At 68.3% G+C, this 18010-nt stretch carries 15 protein-coding genes and 1 pseudogene; 7 read left to right on the top strand and 9 right to left on the bottom strand.

The window, feature by feature from the left end; translation table 11 throughout:
• Window positions 1-25 precede the first annotated feature (25 nt).
• Window positions 26-1609 (top strand): hypothetical protein, encoded by a 1584-nt coding sequence (locus WMF17_RS08325; protein ID WP_437648857.1) that lies wholly within the window; start codon window positions 26-28, stop codon window positions 1607-1609.
• A gap of 372 nt (window positions 1610-1981) precedes the next feature.
• Here the strand turns inward: WMF17_RS08325 and WMF17_RS08320 are convergent, their stop codons facing one another.
• The 4 genes from WMF17_RS08320 to WMF17_RS08305 all read right to left on the bottom strand — a co-directional run bounded on the left by WMF17_RS08320 (window position 1982) and on the right by WMF17_RS08305 (window position 6536).
• A complete protein-coding gene (locus WMF17_RS08320; protein ID WP_437648856.1) occupies window positions 1982-3250 on the bottom strand; it encodes a hypothetical protein in 1269 nt (422 codons plus the stop codon).
• A gap of 161 nt (window positions 3251-3411) precedes the next feature.
• Window positions 3412-4350 carry a hypothetical protein gene (locus WMF17_RS08315; RefSeq protein WP_437648855.1) on the bottom strand — a complete coding sequence of 313 codons (939 nt, stop codon included), beginning with the start codon at window positions 4348-4350 and terminating at the stop codon, window positions 3412-3414.
• 185 nt (window positions 4351-4535) lie between these two features.
• A complete protein-coding gene (locus WMF17_RS08310; protein ID WP_437648854.1) occupies window positions 4536-5132 on the bottom strand; it encodes a hypothetical protein in 597 nt (198 codons plus the stop codon).
• A gap of 525 nt (window positions 5133-5657) precedes the next feature.
• Entirely contained in the window at window positions 5658-6536 is an 879-nt protein-coding gene (locus WMF17_RS08305; protein ID WP_437651311.1) for an integron integrase, read from the bottom strand.
• Here WMF17_RS08305 and WMF17_RS08300 point away from each other — a divergent pair.
• Both WMF17_RS08300 and WMF17_RS08295 read left to right on the top strand, forming a co-directional pair.
• Window positions 6444-6650, top strand: a pseudogene (locus WMF17_RS08300) (tetratricopeptide repeat protein); the annotation flags it as partial. The gene WMF17_RS08305 and the pseudogene WMF17_RS08300 sit on opposite strands and share 93 nt — an antisense overlap.
• A 156-nt stretch (window positions 6651-6806) precedes the next feature.
• Window positions 6807-7121, top strand: a complete 315-nt coding sequence (locus WMF17_RS08295; protein WP_437648853.1) for a hypothetical protein — start codon at window positions 6807-6809, stop codon at window positions 7119-7121.
• Between the two features lie 91 nt (window positions 7122-7212).
• Here WMF17_RS08295 and WMF17_RS08290 read toward each other — a convergent pair whose 3' ends face one another.
• The 3 genes from WMF17_RS08290 to WMF17_RS08280 all read right to left on the bottom strand — a co-directional run bounded on the left by WMF17_RS08290 (window position 7213) and on the right by WMF17_RS08280 (window position 10472).
• Window positions 7213-8265 carry a hypothetical protein gene (locus WMF17_RS08290; RefSeq protein ID WP_437648852.1) on the bottom strand — a complete coding sequence of 351 codons (1053 nt, stop codon included), beginning with the start codon at window positions 8263-8265 and terminating at the stop codon, window positions 7213-7215.
• Window positions 8266-8877: 612 nt separating this feature from the next.
• On the bottom strand, window positions 8878-9684 hold the full coding sequence (locus WMF17_RS08285; protein ID WP_437648851.1) for a hypothetical protein: 807 nt from the start codon (window positions 9682-9684) through the stop codon (window positions 8878-8880).
• A 17-nt stretch (window positions 9685-9701) separates the two neighbouring features.
• A complete protein-coding gene (locus WMF17_RS08280; RefSeq protein ID WP_437648850.1) occupies window positions 9702-10472 on the bottom strand; it encodes a hypothetical protein in 771 nt (256 codons plus the stop codon).
• A gap of 284 nt (window positions 10473-10756) precedes the next feature.
• Here WMF17_RS08280 and WMF17_RS08275 point away from each other — a divergent pair, with 284 nt between their 5' ends.
• A complete protein-coding gene (locus WMF17_RS08275) occupies window positions 10757-11350 on the top strand; it encodes a hypothetical protein (RefSeq protein WP_437648849.1) in 594 nt (197 codons plus the stop codon).
• Window positions 11351-11586: 236 nt separating this feature from the next.
• Here WMF17_RS08275 and WMF17_RS08270 read toward each other — a convergent pair whose 3' ends face one another.
• Both WMF17_RS08270 and WMF17_RS08265 read right to left on the bottom strand, forming a co-directional pair.
• Window positions 11587-11982, bottom strand: coding sequence for a type II toxin-antitoxin system VapC family toxin (locus tag WMF17_RS08270; RefSeq protein WP_437648848.1), 396 nt, complete (start codon window positions 11980-11982; stop codon window positions 11587-11589).
• Window positions 11979-12212 carry a hypothetical protein gene (locus WMF17_RS08265; protein WP_437648847.1) on the bottom strand — a complete coding sequence of 78 codons (234 nt, stop codon included), beginning with the start codon at window positions 12210-12212 and terminating at the stop codon, window positions 11979-11981. Before WMF17_RS08265 ends, WMF17_RS08270 begins: the two co-directional genes overlap by 4 nt.
• A 693-nt stretch (window positions 12213-12905) precedes the next feature.
• Between WMF17_RS08265 and WMF17_RS08260 the strand changes: the two genes are divergently transcribed.
• From WMF17_RS08260 to WMF17_RS08250, 3 genes are all read left to right on the top strand, one after another.
• Complete coding sequence (locus WMF17_RS08260) at window positions 12906-14315, top strand: IS1380 family transposase (RefSeq protein ID WP_437648846.1); 1410 nt, start codon at window positions 12906-12908, stop codon at window positions 14313-14315.
• A 479-nt stretch (window positions 14316-14794) separates the two neighbouring features.
• The gene (locus WMF17_RS08255) at window positions 14795-16183 is read left to right on the top strand and encodes a hypothetical protein (RefSeq protein ID WP_437648845.1); all 1389 of its coding nucleotides are present in this window, start codon (window positions 14795-14797) and stop codon (window positions 16181-16183) included.
• A complete protein-coding gene (locus WMF17_RS08250; RefSeq protein WP_437648844.1) occupies window positions 16180-17976 on the top strand; it encodes a prolipoprotein diacylglyceryl transferase in 1797 nt (598 codons plus the stop codon). Before WMF17_RS08255 ends, WMF17_RS08250 begins: the two co-directional genes overlap by 4 nt.
• Window positions 17977-18010 lie beyond the last annotated feature (34 nt).

Below are 18010 nucleotides of genomic sequence, written 5' to 3'. Positions count from 1 at the left end.
CGGGGATGACCAGGGAGGGAGGATCGTGAAGATCACAACCGCTGCATGGGTCCTTGTGCTGTGCTCTCTGGCCGCCCTGGGGTGCGGAACGGAGCCGTTCACCCCGCCGTGCGCGGAGGGGGGCACCTGTGACGCCGAGCCCGCGGCCGAGCCATCGGAGGAGGCGTGCATCGAGGGCCTCGCCGCGCTGCGCGTGCAAGCCGGCTGCGGGGTGTTTGCCAGCGAGATATGGGGAGACGACGGCAATCCCGGGACGATGGATCAGCCGGTGAAGACGCTCGCCCGCGCGATCGAGCTCGCGCCGCGTGCACGCGGGCGGGTGTTCGCCTGCGCGGCCGGCTCGTTCGTCGAGGCCGTCACGTTGCCCTCCGGCATCGATCTGTGGGGCGGCTTTGCTTGCTGGTCGAGATGGAGACACTACACGGAAGGGGCGACCAACAAGCCGGCAATACTCGTTTCACTCAACGCCGGAGGTCCGGCGATCACCGTGGTGGCAGCGCAGTCCGACAGCGAGGTGGTCACCGACGGCGTATCCACGATCGTGGACATGCGCCTACTCGCCGAGGACCCGCTGGACGCGAACCGCGATGTCGTCGCGCTGAGGATCCAGCCGGGTGCCGTCGTGCAGGTGCTTCGGAGCGAGATCCAGGCGGCCGCCGGCCTGACGGGCGCGCACGGCGCGGACGCGGGCTACGTTGATCCGTCGCCAGCGCACGGGGAGATCGGGGCGCTCGGCGAGGACGCTTGCTCGGCAGCCACCGTGACCGGCGCCGGCGCCGTGACGACCGTGTGCGGCGACCTGATATCGACCGGCGGCAAAGGGGGCGACGGGACCCCGGACCGCGGCGGCGATGGCGAGGACGGGAAGCCACTGTCGACCCCGAACCTCAGCGACGCGGGCATGGGCGGCGCGGGCGCGAAGGATGGCGCCCCGTGCGAGGGCGGCCGCCGTGGGGAAGACGGCGCGCCGGGCGCGCCCGGCGCCGCCGGCCAGGGGGGGCGCCTCACCGAGGCCGGGTGGGAAGGCGTGCCCGGAGCCCAAGGCGGCACGGGAGCGCCCGGCCAGGGGGGCGGCGGGGGCGGCGGCGCGCCGGGCGGCCGGAGCGCCTGCAGCAATGCGGCGCTGGGCGGTGCGTCGGGCGGCTCGGGCGGCGGCGGCGGCTGCGGCGGCACGGGCGGTCGCGGCGGCGGCGCGGGCGGCGCGAGCATCGCGATCTTCGCTCAGCCGGGCAGCAAGCTGACCCTCCGGGAAACGCGCGTCATCACGGGCTCGGGCGGCCCCGGAGGCCGGGGCGGCAAAGGCCAGATGGGCGGGCAGGGCGTGCAAGGAGGCCCGCCGGGGCGGGCGCCGGCCATGGGGGGCGAGTACGCCTGCCGAGGAGGCTACGGCGGCTGGGGCGGCACGGGCGGCTACGGCGGGGGGGGCTCCGGCGGGCCCTCGATCGGCATCGCCCATGCCGACGACGAGCAGCTCAGCCTGGATCGCGTCACGTTCGAGATCGGTCCGGAGGGCCCGGGCGGCATCGCGGATGTGGAGGACGAGACGCACGACAAGGCGAACCGAGGCAGCGACGGCTTCGCCGCCGATACGATGCGCTTCGCGCCGTAGGGTCTGCGCCCGGGATTGCCGCCCCCGACTGCTCCGCCTTGCCCGATCGGAAGCAGGGGAGGACGAGCGAGCTGGGCTTGAGCTTGTTGCGCGCGAGCGATCATCATGTAACGAGAGCCATCCGACCGCCGACCGCACCGTCCGCCGTGGCGAGCCGAGTGACGTAAGGTGTACCTTGTACATCAAAGCGACATACCCAGGCGCGATCAGCGTCGTACGCGACAGCACCTCCAATGGACACCGGTGGTGCGATTTGCAAGCTCGGCAGCTGTTCCAGCATCTTTTCGCCTCCCACACGCCATCGAAACGCCTTCGCCCACCCAACGCTAAGCTGTGCCGGGGGCGCGAAGCGCCCATCGGCACCAGCGTGAGTTAGGCGCCTGCATCGGTACTGGAGGCCTTCGATCTCTCCTGTGTGGAGAGGCACGAAGCTACCTCATCCTGCAGAATAGCGATCGCTTGGAGATGCTTGGCAATGTCGTCGTCGGATGGGACCGCATCAGGCTGATGCACGACAACATTCCTAAAGTCGATCACCAGGTGGAACAGGTCCATAACCTCTTTATCAAACCTGATACCGTTCTTTGACATCATGCCGAGCAATACGCGAAGGTTGTAGCGGTATTGTTGTATGCGCTTCTTCGAGTCGGCGTCCTGCGCCGCTAATTCTGCGAGGTTCACGAGGGAGCGTTGTAGTCCGCTCCAGCTATAAAGAAACTGTCCAATTAGCGCATGTCTGCTTCCGGCGATGTTCTCTGCGACCGCCTCCTTCTCGTCCTCCGGGACAATTACGGAGTCGAGGCTACCGATGGCACGCTGCAGGACATCTTTTAGCTCCAAAATGAGTTCGGTGGATTTCTTGTGCTCCTCGCGGGAAAGCCCTCGATTGTGCGCAACGTTATTCCGAAGCTCATAGAGTCGCGCCCAGCGCGAGCTGATGTATGTTGCGTCGCAGTTTACGACGTTGGAGAAGTAGCGCTCCCAGTTTGACCTTGGCAAGGCCTTGCGAAGATCATCGATCTTGAGATCCTGCTCGCTTTTTATGATGCGAACTTGTTGAGCGAGAGATGTCGCGAACGGTGATGTGTATTCCCGGAAGAGGAGGTCAGAGAGGCGAATGAAGTCGAGGTCGTATAGTACTGCAATGCCACGGTCTGCGCGCTTTTGGCGGATGGAGTCGGCAACTTCCTGAGGAACCGCTTCCTTGGTCCACTGGACGCCGACGCTCTGAATCATGAACTTCGCAATTAGCTTACGCATCGTGTTCTCCAGGCCGCAAAGAGCTGGATACACCGTCGCCGCTCGCTCGAATGCCAAATCATCCCAAAGGACTTCAACAGAGCGCTGCGGGTCGGCAATTTGGAGCACGGTTCGGATTAGGCGCAGAAGTTTCTCGAAGTGCTCGATGTCGTGCTCAAGGGCGCGGTAGATCCTGATGTGAAAGAAGTGTTCTGTGGGAGTTCCCTGGCCGACTGATCCTTTCTGCATTTCACAGCGAGCCGTGGATCCATCCCATTTAATGGAGGACACGGAGACCTCCGCGCCATCGATTGTGCCGAGCAAATTTACGAACGACTCCACTGTTCCGCAGATCGATCGGGTGGAATCGAAGACGACGAGGTACTCAACCTTATGTTCCACGGATACTCCAACGAAAGTGAGGAAATTGCGTACTTACTTGGTGCGCCTAACGGCTACGCGGTCACCTGCGCGGCGCCCGGCCGAGCGAAGCGAGGCTGGGCGCCACGTCAGGTGCAGCGCGTTGTTCGGCAGCGGCGGTGCAGGAAGGAACCGTGCGGACCTCATATCTGGACCTTGGTCTGCCAGTGCAGCAAGAATTTCATCCACGTCCGTTGAGCCTTGACCAGAACCCGTAGTGTCTCCTCGAAGTATGAGCCATCACCTGCTAACCACGAGTGTCCAGGGTGACGCGCAGCCAATCTTGAGAACGCGTCCACGGCCATGGGCATATGTCTGTTCAACTCCTCGAACTGCGCGATCAGAACGCTTGGACCACGTGACGCGTACAGTCCGAGAGCTTCATTACACTCGACTCCACACTGATGAAGTCCCGAAATGATCCAGTCAATCCACCTGATTCCCGGCGGGATATTGAGGTCCACGGCTGGCTCCAGTAATCGCGGAGTCACAATGTACGCTGCCAACGGCTTCACGATCGACACGTCGGGGTATTGTGAATAGGGGCCTTCGGGAGGCGTGGATAGCATGAGCCGAGAGAGCATGCCGAATGCGTCCGAGCCCGCAGTGCGCGCCAGCATGGCCGCCATCGGCGAGGTTGCCCCAATCAGGGCGTCCCTCATCCGGTGCGCGATCATCTGTTCCAAAGGATCGCGGACCAGAGCACCTGCCGCAGCCGGCTGCCTAGGCCGGCCCTGGCGCTCCCTCGCGTCAGCCTCCGCATCCTGCTTCCATTGGCGTAACAGCGAGACCGAATAGGTGACAACGTCGTCGTCGATCTTCTTCGCGCAGACCTGACAGAGCCAGATGCCGTTCTCCGGTGAAGCCCGCTCGACCTCAGAGAGGGTCTCGTCGTAGCGCGGACCCCCCGGTGCCGCAGCTGTGATGTGGGCGGCAACGCCGACATCTGACCGTGCCTGGACGGACTCGTCGCTCGGCCCCGCCGTGGGTGCTCGACACAGTGGGTTCGAACAGTCGTGGCCGGCGCGGTGCGCAAGGCTGCCGCGAACAAGAGAGGTGAAGTCATGCCGGTTCGACGTCATCGCTGCGTTCCGTGTGATTAGTGCGTACTTACGAACGAGAAGCCGCCGAACTGGCCGGCCTGCTGCGGGCTGGGCTGCCGAGCGGAACGAGGCCGCCCGGCCCGTCAGCAGCACCGGTTTGTTCGGCGGGAGGAGGTCGCCAGTACCTCTCAATGGCGCGCTCGTTGCGAGCATTCGCGGTCCGGTCATTTGGATCCAAGCAAGTAGATTCCGGAGTTGACGTGGATCGCGCGTGAACCTGCGAGCCCGGCCAGGGCCTGCACCTCAGCGTGCGCCTGATCCGCGACAGCCATCTTATCGGCAAAGGTGTGTGCGTCGGGGAGGGCAGAAACGACACCAAGACCGACGAGTACATCCCATCCCGCCTCGAACGAGTACCCGCCCGCGACACCGCCCATTGGCATGGTTACGGCGTCAATGTTGGCATCCGACCAGAGGCGCTGCTCGTGGAGCACATAGATCTTGAAAGCGCCGTGGAAGGTCCACGGCCCGAGCCACGAGCGCTCGTGTTTCCAATCGAGCACCTTCAGGGCGGTGAATGCGTCTTGGTGGAAGCGGACCAAGCCATGCGCGTTCGTCGTACCGTCGGGAGGAGCGGGCACCTTGGGCTCGTCCAAAACCGCGCCCCATGATTCGAGATAGGCGATGGGGTTTGCATTCGGACGATATCCGCGCTTGTACTGCATCTTGATATGGGGTGCCCGAGTGTCGAGGAACCGCATGGCGTCGGCCGGCCACGTGGGCTCGTCGCGCACAAAGCCCGCCCATTCGGACGCCGCCACAATGCACTTGTAGAAGAGATTCCCACTGTGGAACGTAGCGAGCCTGCGTCGTACGTCTGCGTGGAGTTGGAGGTCGAACGGCATGCCCTCCGCGGCGAGTTCGCGAGCTACAGCAAGTCGTCCTTGAGGGACAGTGCCACGAATTCGAGAGGCAAACGTGGAAGTCGGCATGGTAGTTCCGTTTCGTTGCTGTGCGCTGCGTCAAGGATCCCGGGTAGCTCTCCGCCGAACGATCAGTCGATTGGTCAACCGAAGCCGCCGGACCAGGTCTGTCTAGATCGTCGCCTTTTTGTGCCCTCCACCACGGAAAATCTCACGGATCGGCGCTGCCCCGCAAGGCCCAAATGCTGTCCAGCGCCATAGGGTAGATCCGTCTAACACCCGCGACAGCCGCCGTCTTTCCGGGGGGCCGGGGCGCCTGGAGGGGCGCGGCCGACGCCCAGCCGGAGGCGTCGTGCCGCGTCGCGCCTGGATGACACGACGCGGCCGCCTCATCGGGAGATTGCCGGACACCTACCGGTCCGTTCACCACCTCGGACCGAAGGGGCCCTCGAGGGGGCTGCGGACGGCCAGGCTGCCGCGGTTCAGCACGTGGGTGTAGATCCTCGTCGTGCTCACGTCGCGATGGCCGAGGAATTCCTGGATCGTGCGGATGTCGTAGCCGGCTTCCAGCAGGTGCATGGCGATGGCGTGACGCAGGGTGTGGCAGTTCGCGCGCCTCGATCGACCGGCGGCGAGGGCGGCTTCCCGCGCCGCGCGCTGGAGCACGGTCTCGTGCAGAGGATGCCGCCGGAGCTGACCTGTCTCCCTGTCGCGATAGGGGCGCGTCGCGGGAAAGACCCATGGCCAGGGACATTCCCGGCCGGCGTTCGGATACCTGCGGTCCAGGGCGTCGCGGAGGGCCAGCCAGCCGGCGCCGGCCGCGACATCGGCGGCGTGCTGGGCGCGCACGGCGGTGAGGTGATCGCGGAGCGGGGGGACGAGGCGGCGCGGCAGCCTCGTGATTCGATCCTTCCCGCCCTTGCCGTCGCGAACGAGGCTCTCGCGGCGATCGAGGTCGAGGCCCTTCACCCGGAGCTCGGCGCATTCAAGCAGACGGAGACCGGCGCCGTGGAGGAGGGAGGCCATGCGTCGCGGAACGCCGGTCATGCGATCCAGGAGAGCGCTCACCTCGGTCGGCGTGAGCACCGCGGGGCGCTTTGCGCGGGTGAAATCGGTGAGCGCGCTCGATCGCGGTACCCAGATCGCGACGATCGCGCCGTCGAGCTCCTGACCCAGGCGCGCGATCTGGCCCCGGAGGACGTCGAGACGCTCGTCGCCCTCGGCGATGCGCACCTCGTGCGCGGCCGCGTCGACGACGCCGAGCGCTGGGCGCGCGCCGCGCTGGAGGCCGAGCCTGAGCACGCCGACGCGCTCGTCCTCATGGGGCACGTGCTCCTCCGGCGCGGGGACGTGAGCGGCGCGCGCGAGCACGCGGTTTGGGCGCTCCGCACCGACGTGAGCGATCGGACGCGCTGAGGCTCCTCGCCGCCATCAAGGCGCGCGAGAGCTTGCTCCTCGGCCTCTGGTTCCGGGTGAGCTCGATGCTCGCGGAGCTCGGTCCGAGCGCGATGCGCATCCTCCTCGCCGCGGATGTCACTCCAGGACCAGCCGCTGCGTTGAAAGACGCTCCCGTTGGACGCTCTCCGCGGCGGGAACGTCCACCGCGGAGGCCCGCCGGGGCGGGCGCCGGCCATGGGGGGCGAGTACGCCTGCCGAGGAGGCTACGGCGGCGGGAGCGGCACGGACGGCTACGGCGGCGGGGGCTCCGGCGGGCCCTCGATCGGCATCGCCCATGCCGACGACGAGCAGCTCAGCCTAGATCGCGTCACGTTCGAGATCGGCCCAGGGGGCCCGGGCGGCATCGCGGATGTCGAGGACGAGACGCACGACAAGGCGAACCGAGGCAGCGACGGCTTCGCCGCCGAGACGATGCGCTTCTCGCCGTAGGTAAGCGCGCGGGCTCGCCGGCCCCTCCCCTACCTGGTCAAGAGGCGGACAGGACGAGCGACCTGGGCTTGAGCTTGTTGCGCGCGAGCGGTCACCGCGCCCCGAGAGCCGTTCGACCGCCGACCGCACCGTCCGCCGGGGCGAGCCGAGTGACGTAAGGCGTACCTCGTACATCAAAGCGACATACCCAGGCGCGATCATCGTCATACGCGACAGCACCTCCGACGGACACCGGTGGTGCGACTTGCAAGCTCGGCAGCTGTTCCAGTATCTTTTCGCCTCCCGCGTGCCATCGAAAGGACCATCTACTCAATTCAGACGACTTTTCCGGGTGCTCCTGGCACTCAATGATGCGTCCGCGGCCATGGCGGGACCACGCCAACAGTCGTCCAGACACGTAGAAATCGCCGACGTGTGAGAGCCAGGCGTGCAGGCCGGACTTCGCCCGCATCCCGTTGGAAAACACCTTGACCGGCGCAATCCAATCGCTGGAAAGCTGCCGCAAGAGAAGGTCGTCAAACCGAGACAGCATCAGGCCCTGGACAGTCAGTCTCGGGAAGTAGCCTGCATGATAGCGCCCAAGGTTCGCAAGCTGCGGGTGGAACGTGCCACCAGATGCGCAAAATCTGGATATCGCAACGGGGGATCGGCGACACCACAGCTTCCACAGAGTGGCGACGAGCGCGATTTCAAGCTGTGAACACTGAGCCACAAACGGCTCTCGTTGCAGGGCGTCCGCGACATCGACATAGACTTCTTCCGCCGGATCAGGCCCTTGCGGCATCGCCACCATCACGTCGGGACTGAGAGCCATCGCAAAGACTTGTCGCTCTCGCTCAGCCACGGAGGCACAGATCCTGGAGAAGCTCAGCAGGCCGCGGATCGTCGGTGGCAGCACCACGCAGAGCGGCTTGCCGTCGCTGCGAGCGAGATCTTCATCGAGCTCCGCAGATGGCTGGACGCCCCAGTGTCGAGCGCGCACGGCGCGATGACGCTTTGGATCCACGCTCGACGGACCAAGAAGGAGATTGTCATCCTCTACGACAACCGAAGACGCAATCTTCCCGAGCTCCGATTGAGCGATTCTACCTATCGCAACATAGACCGCATCCTGCAGCGAGCAGCTCATCAGCGAAACCCACATTGTCTACAGTTACACTGCGGTGGATACGGCTTATCATCGAGGCAGGCGACCAGGCAAGTCCTACACGGGCTGCTGCCGTGGATATCGCAGCCGGGGAATCCAACAATGCACCTTCCACCAATATCCTCGCAGTCTTCGAACATGTCATAGCAGTCCTTTGATGGCGAGCATCCAGCCATCAACGTCTGCGACACATCACCAACATCTTCTTCCCTGTCATCTTCTCCATTCCTAAGGTAATCCCCTGCGCCTACTGAGCCTGTGGGTATTCCAGCACCTGCGCCTCCCGACTCCACCGTTTCGCAGTCGTAACTCAAGTCACATGCGGGAGCGAGCACCGTCACAAGTATCCCGCACAGCACGAGGGCGCTCAACCTCATCGCTACCCGATATTTCATCTATTCCTCCGAGCCGTTCCGATCCTCCGGCAGCAACCCGGCGTCAAGGGGTGGAGGATGCACACATCGGCTAGAGCGGATATCCTCTCCGATGCCTCGCCCCAGGACCACAGCCGCTGCGTTGGCGGCCGCTGCTGTGGACGCTACCCGCGGCGGGAACGTCCGCCGCGCGTCGTGTACTCGCGTCACGTGAAGCGCAGCCGGCCAGCAGGCCTTATGCGTTGTCGTTGCTCGGCCCTTCCAGCGGCCTCTCGGGCGCGTCCCACCCGCCGGGAGGCTCTTCAATTCCCAGCGCGGCGAGGAGATCGCGCGCGGCCTCGGAGATGTCGGCGGGGATCTCGGGCCCCGGCTCCCAGGCCGACAGCAGCGCGCGGAGCCTCCGGGCGGGCGCGGTGAATCTCTGTTGATCGAGCTCCGTTCCGAAGGCGGACAGGAGCTGGTCCAGGTGCTCGACCATGTGCTCTCGCGACGGCCACGACGTCGCCTCGGCCCACAGCGACGGCGAGGCGAGAGCGCCGGCGATGTTCACGGCGCCCGCGACCGCCTGGGCCAGCTGCGCCGCCTTCTTCCACGCATCATCTCCATAGCTGCGCGGCGCGCCCGCGCCCTCCGCTCTGGACGGCGGCTCCGCTTCGTCCGTGTCGCGGTCGATCGCCCGGACCTGGTAACCGTCGTCGTTCTCCCAGCCGCAGGCGGGCTCCCTTATGCCGACGGAGAGCATGAATCCCCAGGCTGCCTCGTAGACCACCTGCGGGATCTCCTCGCCTTCTCTCCAGGTGAGAACCGCCCCCCGGAGCTCGCGCGCTCGTTCGCGTGGTTGCTCGAGCGGGAAATACGCGATGTAGTCGTCGAGGGCCGCGAGGACCTCCGAGCGCGTCGGTCGTCGAACGAGGGTCGACAGCCTGCGGGCCGAGGTCATCTCACGCAACAGGTAGAAGGCGTTGTCGAGGGCCTCCGCTTCCTTGTCACGGTCCGAAGTACGGCGGATGGTGCGCGGCTCTCTCGGTTGATTGGGCTCCATGGCATCATCTCTCCTGCTCACGGATACGGGACACAGATAGGTCCGAAGAAGATGTTTCTGAGCGCCGAGATGGCGCCGGCACCGACGGCGACGACCTCGGGCGGCGACGTCCCGGTCTGGACGCAAACGTAAGAGCACCACGACCGTATCGCGACATTCCGCAAGATCTCGTTCACGACGTCTGGGCATGTACGGCACTTCGCTGTCCCGCAGTCGTCGATGATACAGCGATGATTCACGGCAGGTATGTAGCCCTGCTGGCACCGTGGATGAATTTGGCAGCCGTAGTCTCCCTCGCACTCGTACTTTGGCATCACCGTGTACGCGAGCGTCGACGGGTCGGTGCCCGAAAGCCATGCCCGCGCCTGCTCCCGCGCTCCCGGCGCGTACTGCTCCAGGAGCGCCATCAAGGTCTCGTCGTCGATCGTGGCCGGATCGAGCTGCGCGGCCTCGACCGCGCCGGCCAACGCGCACGTCATGTTCCCGGCCAGGGCAGAGGCGAGCGCCAGCTCCTCCGGGTCGAGCTGAGCATAGGCTTCCTCGTCCAGCTGCTGCTCCTCCGGGCTGCCGCCCGCGCCGCCGTCGTCGACGGGGCTGCCGCCGCCCGCGCCGTCGTCGACGGAGCTGCTGCCGCCCGCGCCTCCCTCGGGGGCGCTGTCCCCGTTGCTGGAGCTATGCCCATCCCCATCCCCCGGGCCCACCCGGATGACGCATCCGGGAACCACAGCATACCCGGCCAGCCCCACAAGCACGACCGCCGCCGCCCCTTGAGTTGCTCGCTTCGCCATCACGACCACCTCCGCCCCTTGAGTTGCTCGCTTCGCCTTCGCACCCGCTCTGAAACGTGGCGGGTCACATTCACCGACACAGCGAGGTGTCGAGGCGAGTACCACGCGCCCTCTCCGACCACAAGCGAGCGGCGGACGAGGTGCCGGCGAGCGGTGCAGCGCCGTTCGGTTCTGAACGTGGAGGAGGCGGGACGGCGACGACTTGCACGCACTGCGATCGCATGGGGTAACAGGAGCGATCGGAAAGGAGGCTCGCTCGGCAGCCACCGTGACCGACGCGCGCCGTGACGACCGTGTGCGGCGACCTGATATCGACCGGCGGCAAAGGGGGCGACGGGACCCCGGACCGCGGTGGCGATGGCGAGGACGGGAGGCCGCTGCCGGCCCCGAACGCCGGTGACGTGGGCGGCGCGGGGGCGAAGGACGGCGCCCCGTGCGAGCACGGTCGCCGTGGAGGAGACGGCGCGCCGGGCGCGCCAGGCGCAGGCGGCCAGGGGGGGCGCCTCACCGAGGTCGGGTGGGAAGGCGTGCCCGGAGCCCAAGGCGGCACGGGAGCGCCCGGCCAGGGGGGCGGCGGGGGCAGCGGCGCGCCGGGCGGCCGGAGCGCCTGCAGCAATGCGGCGCTGGGCGGTGCGTCGGGCGGCTCGGGCGGCGGCTGCGGCTGCGGCGGCGTCGGCGGCTACGGCGGCGGGGGCTCCGGCGGGCCGTCGATCGGCATCGCCCATGCCGACGACGAGCAGCTCACCCTGGATCGCGTAGCGTTCGAGATCGGCCCAGGGGGCCCGGGCGGCATCGCGGATGTGGAGGACGAGACGCGCGACAAGGCGAACCGAGGCAGCGACGGCTTCGCCGCCGAGACGAGGCGCTTCTCGCCGTAGGGCCTGCGCCCGGGATTGCCGGCCCCTCCCCTACCCGGTCAAGAGGCGGACAGGACGAGCGACCTGGGCTTGAGCTTGTTGCGCGCGAGCGGTCATCGAGCAACGAGAGCCATCCGACCGCCGACCGCACCGAGACCCGTATCGACGCAGGGCAGCGGGCGTAGCTGGGCCATCTCCTATCACATCATAGAGACCCCCAGGAACCGCTCAGAGAACGCTCCTGTGACATCCGCCAATCATTTGCACGCCCAGAGCATCGGCACCGCGTAGGCACGCAGCATGTCATCCGAAGTGATCAGCGTTGCACCTTCCATCTGAGCTTGCGCCATCAGCATTCGATCGAAAGGGTCGCGATGGTGCAGTGGATAGGATGTCGCCGTCCAAACGTGCGCCGCTTCAATGGCCAGCTCTCGCACCGTCGGATAGCTGAGCCACCACGCTCGAAGCTGCTCCGGCGGCAGGCTACCCTCCAGGCGTCCGAGGGCGTGCTTGATCGCAAGCTCCCACCAGGAGGCGACCGATAGGAGTATCTGCGCGCCGGGGTCCTGGAGCGCATCCACGACCTCCGACCTCAAGCGTTCGGGCTGAGCGGCAAACCAGACCACGACGTGCGTATCGAGAAGCCACTTCAAGGCCCGTCTCCCTCGAATGCTCGCCGAACGTCGTCAGGAAGAGGGGCGTCGAAGTCGTCTTTGAGCTGGATTTGTCCATGCAAGCCACCTGCTACCGGGGCGACGGATGCCTGCGGCTGCGCCTCGCCGAGCGCGATGATCTCGACGCGCTGACCGCGGAGCGGCGAAAGGGCTGGCAGAGCACGAACGACCGTGTCATCCACCATCACATGCATCTTGAAAGCTTGCATGCTCCTAGCATGCGCCAGCGGACGCCGAAGGTCCATCCTTCGCATGCGGACAGACGGAGGGTGCCGGTAGGACCGTGAGGCGAAGGCGGCGCAGGCGGGGGTGAGCCGGGCGTTCGATCTCTCGCTCGAGGTCCATCGGGAGGCCCGGCTCTTGGAGGCCCGGCTCTCGTCGAGGGGCGGCAGCGCGGCTCGGCCCGACCGCATCCCCTGGCCACCGGATGTGGCAGCCGGTCGCTGGCCTCCTCAGAGAGACGCGCCACGGTCGCGACCTGCTGCCGGTTCCAACCATCGCGCCGCGCTTTCCGTCTCGCCATCATGAGCGCGGACCGCCGCTGCGTGGAGGGAGCCGCCACGGGCACCTCCGCAGCTCGTCTGCCCAGCAAACGGCAAGGCGACCTCGCCGAAGTGGATTCGGTGAACCATCATAGCACGTCCGCTACGTCGCTTCGACCGACTGCCGTGAGCACTGCGCGCATGATGTCGCGTGCAACTTCGACAGGATGCCATTCAGTATCCGGAAAGCCCGAATTGCCGAAGATTTCGTTGACGAACCTTTCCGGAAATGGGTAGCCGCACTGAACATTTATCCTGGATTTCGCGTGTCCTGAGCCATTCAGAAATATTGGCAGACTGACAAGGCAAAACGGAACGCCTTGAAGACAAGGCTCGGCGTGCGCAGCCGTTGCGTTTGCTATGACCCAAGGCAAGCGCACGCCGAGCACCTCGAAGGTGCGACGGCGCATCCGCCGAAGCAAGCCAAAACCAACCCCGCCTCGACGTGCTCGCATCCGCCGTCCCGATCCGCGGGCGGTGCACATCCGCGCCACGGAAACGACCCTTACGGGCGTGGCGGGGCTGGTCGGCCTCGGAGTCTTCCTCCGTGAGCTCGGTGTCGACGCCGAGCTCCGGCGCACGTTCGGCCGACTCAAGCCCGACAGCCGCGTTCTCTACCCCATGCCCGCCCAGATGCGGCTGCTCATCGACGCCGCCGCGGCCGGCGAGGCACGGGTGTTCGGCCTGGAGGCCTTGGCGAACGACCCGCTCTTCGTGCATCTGGCCGGCGGCGTCGTGCCCAGCATCGACACGGTCTACCGTGACCTCGGCCGCTTCGACGACGAGGCGCTCGCCGCGCTCGACACGATGCTCGCCCAGCATGGCCTCGCTCCGCTCGCCGAGGCGCCGCCCGACATCGTCCATCTGGACGTGGACACCACCGTCGAGCCCCTGTTCGGCTCGCAGGAAGGAGCCCGACCCGGACCGAATCCGCGCTACCGAGGCAGGCCCAGCTATCACCCGCTGCTCGTCCGCATCGCCGAGACCAACACCGTCATCGGCGCCCGTCTCCGGCCGGGAGACACGAGCTTCGGTAACGACGATGTGCCCTACGTCGAGAGTTGCCTCGATCGCGTCCGCGCCGCCGCCCCAGAGGCCGCCGTGTACGTGCGCATCGACGCCGCCGGCGATTGCACCCACCTGCTCCGGGCCATCGCCTACAAGGGTGCCTTCTTCCTGACCAAGCCCAGGCTCACGCGCGATCTCGCAGGGGCGATCTCCCTGGTCACCCGCTGGAAGACCGTGGACTGGGACGCCGACGGCCGGCCTCGCCGCCAGGTCGCGGAGGTCCCGTTTCGCCGCGGCGAGTGGGGAGCTCTCGAGGCCCGCGTCATCGCCGTCCGGACGCTCGACCGGACGTACGCCAGGCACATCTATCTCTGGGACGATCTCGACTACACCGTCCAGGTCTACCTCACCAACGAGATGGTCGAAGCGCCGGAGGACGTCGCCGCCCGCTACGACCCTCGGGCTGGCATCGAGGTGCTGATCCGCGACCTCAAGCACGGCTGGGGCTGCGGTCAGGTTCCGAGCCATTCCTTCGCCGCGAACCACGCGATGCTCCTTCTGAAGCTGCTCACCCTGAAGCTGCTCACCCACAACCTGATGCGCCGGTACGTGCTCCGGCGCTTCCCCGAGCTCTCGCGCTGGACGGCGCCCTGGCTTCGCCGCGAGCTCATCCTCGTTCCGGGACGCCTGCTACGAGGCCCAGGACGTGAACGTATCCTCCGCGTCCCGGAGCTGTCCTTGCTCGGGCGCTGGCTCAACTGAGCAGCAGGCCAGCATTGCGACTGCACTGGGGGAAAGGGGGAGGTGTACCCTCGCGTCGCGACAATGCCGCGATAGACGGCGTTTCTCGCGCATTCATGGCCCAGCACGTCGCGAAATCGCTGAACACCCGTCCACTGCGGTTCTGACGCGCGAATGTGAAGCTCAATCAGCCCCGCTAACGAGCGCACGAGCTCCGGGGAGCGGCTCTGATCTGGAGAGAAGGCCGAGCGCGCGCACCCCTGTCTCACCCCGCTGGCGAGCGCCCCTGATGTCGGATGACGTCCGCCGTAAGACCTCTCGCCTTCGCGACATCGCGCCTCTCCGCTCGCCGCATGGGCCTTGGCCAGCGCCTCTCGTTCTGGCAGTCTCTGCGGGTCTCCTCGAGACGGTGTCTTCACCGGCGACGCGCCCGCTCGCGCAGCAAGGACGGCGACTCCCGTCAGGCTCCGCGGGCTCGCAGGAGGCGAGAGCTGGGGGGCATGCGAACGAACATCGTCATCGAGAGCGCGATCCGCCGTACCGCTGTGCTGCTCGCGATCTCCGCGCTCGGCGCGTGCAGCGCCGAGACGCCGCCTTACGAGGGCCTGCCGCTGCGCGACGCGCTGAGCGCCGCGCCGGAGGTCCTGGCGGCCTTGCCCGAGGAGGCCCTCCACGACGTCGCGGTGCGGCTGGAGGACGCGCACCGCGCGCAGGAAGAGGAAACGGCCATCCCCGGCGCCGAGATCGCGAGCGTCCCGGCGCTGGTCCGCAGCGCGGACGCGGCGCGAGAGGAGCTCGGGGAGGACGCGATCGTCCTCGGCGCGCTCGAGCCGTCCACGGAGGGGTTCGTGCTCCGCTCCCTCGCGGCGGAGCGCGGGTCCGAGGGGCCGCTCGCCCGGCCCGTCCTCGCGGGGCAGCCGGCGTCGCCGGAGACCGCGGGGCTCGAGGACGCGGCGCTCGACGGCCGGGCCGGCGCGATCGTGGCGGATCTCGCGCGGCGCGCGGGCGCGCGCGACCTCATCCGCGTCACCGGGCTGCCGGCGGGCGTGGTCGCCCAGGATCGCGCGGTGTACGTCAACGCCGCGTGGCTTGTCGCGCTGAGCGCCCTCTCGCCCTCGGACGCGCCCCCGCCCGCCGGCCCCCCGGGCGGCGCCGTCGCGCTGCCCGAGCTCCCCCGGATCGAGCCGAAGTCGGTGCGCGCCAACCCGTATCACCTCCCCGGCTCGATCGCCGAGTGCGCCGCCGGCGTGCGGGACGTGTGCACCTGCGCCCTGGCCGGGTCCTGCGAGCACGAGCGCACCGATCCGCAGTTCGCCGACGCGCAGGCGGAGTGCGCGTGGGTCAACGCCGACGCGCTGAACGCCGAGGCGCTCTGCGTGCTCGCGCTGATGAGCATCGAGGGGGTGAAGGAGTGCGTCCTCTCCGCGGGCAGCGGCGCGTGCGCCGCGCTGCCGATCGCGGGCCGCGACGGCGCGCTCGCCTTCGCCGCGGACGCGGGCTGCATGGGCATGCTCGACCGCTGTCTCCAGTACGGCAAGCCGACCGCGCCGTCCGGCCTCCCGACCAGCGCGCCGAGCGGCTCGACCGGCTCGAGCGACTGCGGCAGCTGCGGCGGCGGCTGCTCGGGCTGCAACGAGGACGTCGCCGGCTGCAACCAGAACTGCAGCGATTGCAACCAGAACTGCAGCGATTGCAACCAGAACTGCAGCGATTGCAACCAGGACTGCAGGAACGCCAAGGACGGTGATCCGTCGACGACCTGCCGCCTGAGCGCCGGCCGGCGCGACCTGCAAGGAGATCGCCCGGGCGCGCCCGGGCCCCTGGGCCCTGCGTTCTGGCTGCTCATGCCCGCGGGCTACATGCTGCTGCGCATCCGGAGGCGGGCGTGAGCGGGGCGGTGATGCTCTGGCTGCAGCGCCACGGCCTGCCGCCGTGGCTCTCGCCGACCTACGCGGTGATGGTCGCGGTCGCGGGGCTCCTCGGGTCGATGGCGTTCTTCTGGCTTGTGCGCCGGGACCGGGGCGACGTCGGGGTCGAGGGCCGCGCGCTCCTCGGCGGCTACGTCGCCGCGCTCCTCGGCGGCTACGTCTTCGAGGCGCTGCGCGCCGCGCCCGAGGCGCTCGCGCGGGGCTCGTGGGGCCCGGTGCTCCATGCCGGACGGGCCGCGTACGGAGGCCTCATCGCGGGCGTGCTCGTCGCCGGCGTGGTCCTGCTCCGCCGCGGCGCGCCCGTGCTCCCGTTCCTCGACCGGCTCGTGCCCGGGCTCGGGATCACCTACGCCAGCGTGCGCACGGGGTGCTTCCTCGCGGGGTGCGACTACGGCCGCGTCACGGCGGGCGCGCTGGGCGTCCGGTTTCCCGCCGGCAGCCCCGCGGCGGCGGACCACGCTGCGGCCGGCTGGGTGCCCCTGGGAGCGCCGAGCCTGCCCGTGCACGCCACGCAGCTCTACGAGGCGGCGCTCGGGGTGCTGGCGAGCGCGATCGCCGCCCTCTGGCTCGTCCGGGGGCACCGGGACGGCCGGGCGTTCGGGACCTGGCTCGCGCTCTACGCCGCCGGTCGGTTCTTCATCGAGCTCCTCCGCGGGGACGCCGGGCGCGGCGTGTACGGGGGGCTCAGCACCGGCCAGCTCGTCTCGCTGGCGCTCTTGCTGGGCCTCGCGGCGGCCGTCCTGCGCGCGCGCCGGGCCCGCGGCGCGCGCGGCGCTGCCGCCGCGGCCCCCGCGCTGATGGCGCTCGCGTCGCTGAGCCTCGCCGCGGGCGAGGCCGCGGCCCAGCCGTCGCGCCCCACGTCGCCCGCGACAGCGAAGCCCGCGGCCGCGAGCTCGGCACCGCCTGCCCCGACCCCACCGCCGGCACCGGCGCCCTATCCGTACCCGCCGCCACCGGCAGGCGGGTATCCGGCGCCCTACCCGTACCCGCCTCCCCCGCCAGGCGGGTATCCCGCGCCCTATCCGCATGCGCCGACCCCGGCAGGCGGATACCCCGCGCCCTACCCGTACCCGCCGCCACCGGCAGGCGGGTATCCGGCGCCCTATCCGTACCCGCCTCCCCCGCCAGGCGGGTATCCCGCGCCCTATCCGCATGCGCCACCCCCGGCGGGCGGATACCCCGCGTCTCCCCCGCCCTCGCCTGCGGCCGCCGCACAGCCGCCTGGGCGCTCGCCGGAGACGCCCCCGGAGCCCGCCGCCGAGCAGCCCGCGACAGGCCACCAGGCGGAGGCCAACGCGCGCCGGATGGCGCTCTCGCTCGGGATCTCCGGCTACTTCGTCCCGGGTCGCTTCGCGGTCAAGGACGGGATGTCCGTGGATCTCGACGTCGTCGCGCGCCTCCCCTCGAGCAAGACGCGCCGCTTCGAGATCGGCGTCGAGCTCCGGAGCATCTCGACGACCGACGTCCACCAGATTGCGGTCGGCGTCCCGCTCCGGCTCGTGATGGGCGTCGGCTCGCATGTCGAGATGTCGGTCGGGATCACGCCGGGCTATCACCGCATCTTCTTCGACTCACCCTACTTCGAGAGCGTCGGCGCCTTCGGCGGCCGCTTCGCGTGGGGGATACAGTTCCCGATCACGCCGCACCTGTTCGTCGGTCTCTCTCCGGTGAACTTCCTCTTGCTCGCGTCGGGCGACGTGGACGCGCTCGTGGCGTACGAGCCTGGGCTCTGGGTCGGCGCCGGACTGCTGTGATGGATGTCGCCGGCGCTCCCGCGGGCGGCTCGAG

It is taken from the genome of Sorangium sp. So ce362, assembly GCF_051519845.1.
Classification (GTDB): domain Bacteria; phylum Myxococcota_A; class Polyangia; order Polyangiales; family Polyangiaceae; genus Sorangium.
Note: the sequence above shows the minus strand (reverse complement) of the source record. Positions and strands in the feature narration are given on the sequence as shown.

What these genes read in the sequence shown, in the direction of transcription:
- WMF17_RS08315 (WP_437648855.1), bottom strand. Translation starts at nt 4,350, where the DNA reads ATGACGTCGAACCGGCATGACTTCACCTCTCTTGTTCGCGGCAGCCTT.
- WMF17_RS08290 (WP_437648852.1), bottom strand. Translation starts at nt 8,265, where the DNA reads ATGTGGGTTTCGCTGATGAGCTGCTCGCTGCAGGATGCGGTCTATGTT.
- WMF17_RS08285 (WP_437648851.1), bottom strand. Translation starts at nt 9,684, where the DNA reads ATGGAGCCCAATCAACCGAGAGAGCCGCGCACCATCCGCCGTACTTCG.
- WMF17_RS08280 (WP_437648850.1), bottom strand. Translation starts at nt 10,472, where the DNA reads ATGGCGAAGCGAGCAACTCAAGGGGCGGCGGCGGTCGTGCTTGTGGGG.
- WMF17_RS08265 (WP_437648847.1), bottom strand. Translation starts at nt 12,212, where the DNA reads ATGCAAGCTTTCAAGATGCATGTGATGGTGGATGACACGGTCGTTCGT.
- WMF17_RS08260 (WP_437648846.1), top strand. Translation starts at nt 12,906, where the DNA reads ATGACCCAAGGCAAGCGCACGCCGAGCACCTCGAAGGTGCGACGGCGC.
- WMF17_RS08255 (WP_437648845.1), top strand. Translation starts at nt 14,795, where the DNA reads ATGCGAACGAACATCGTCATCGAGAGCGCGATCCGCCGTACCGCTGTG.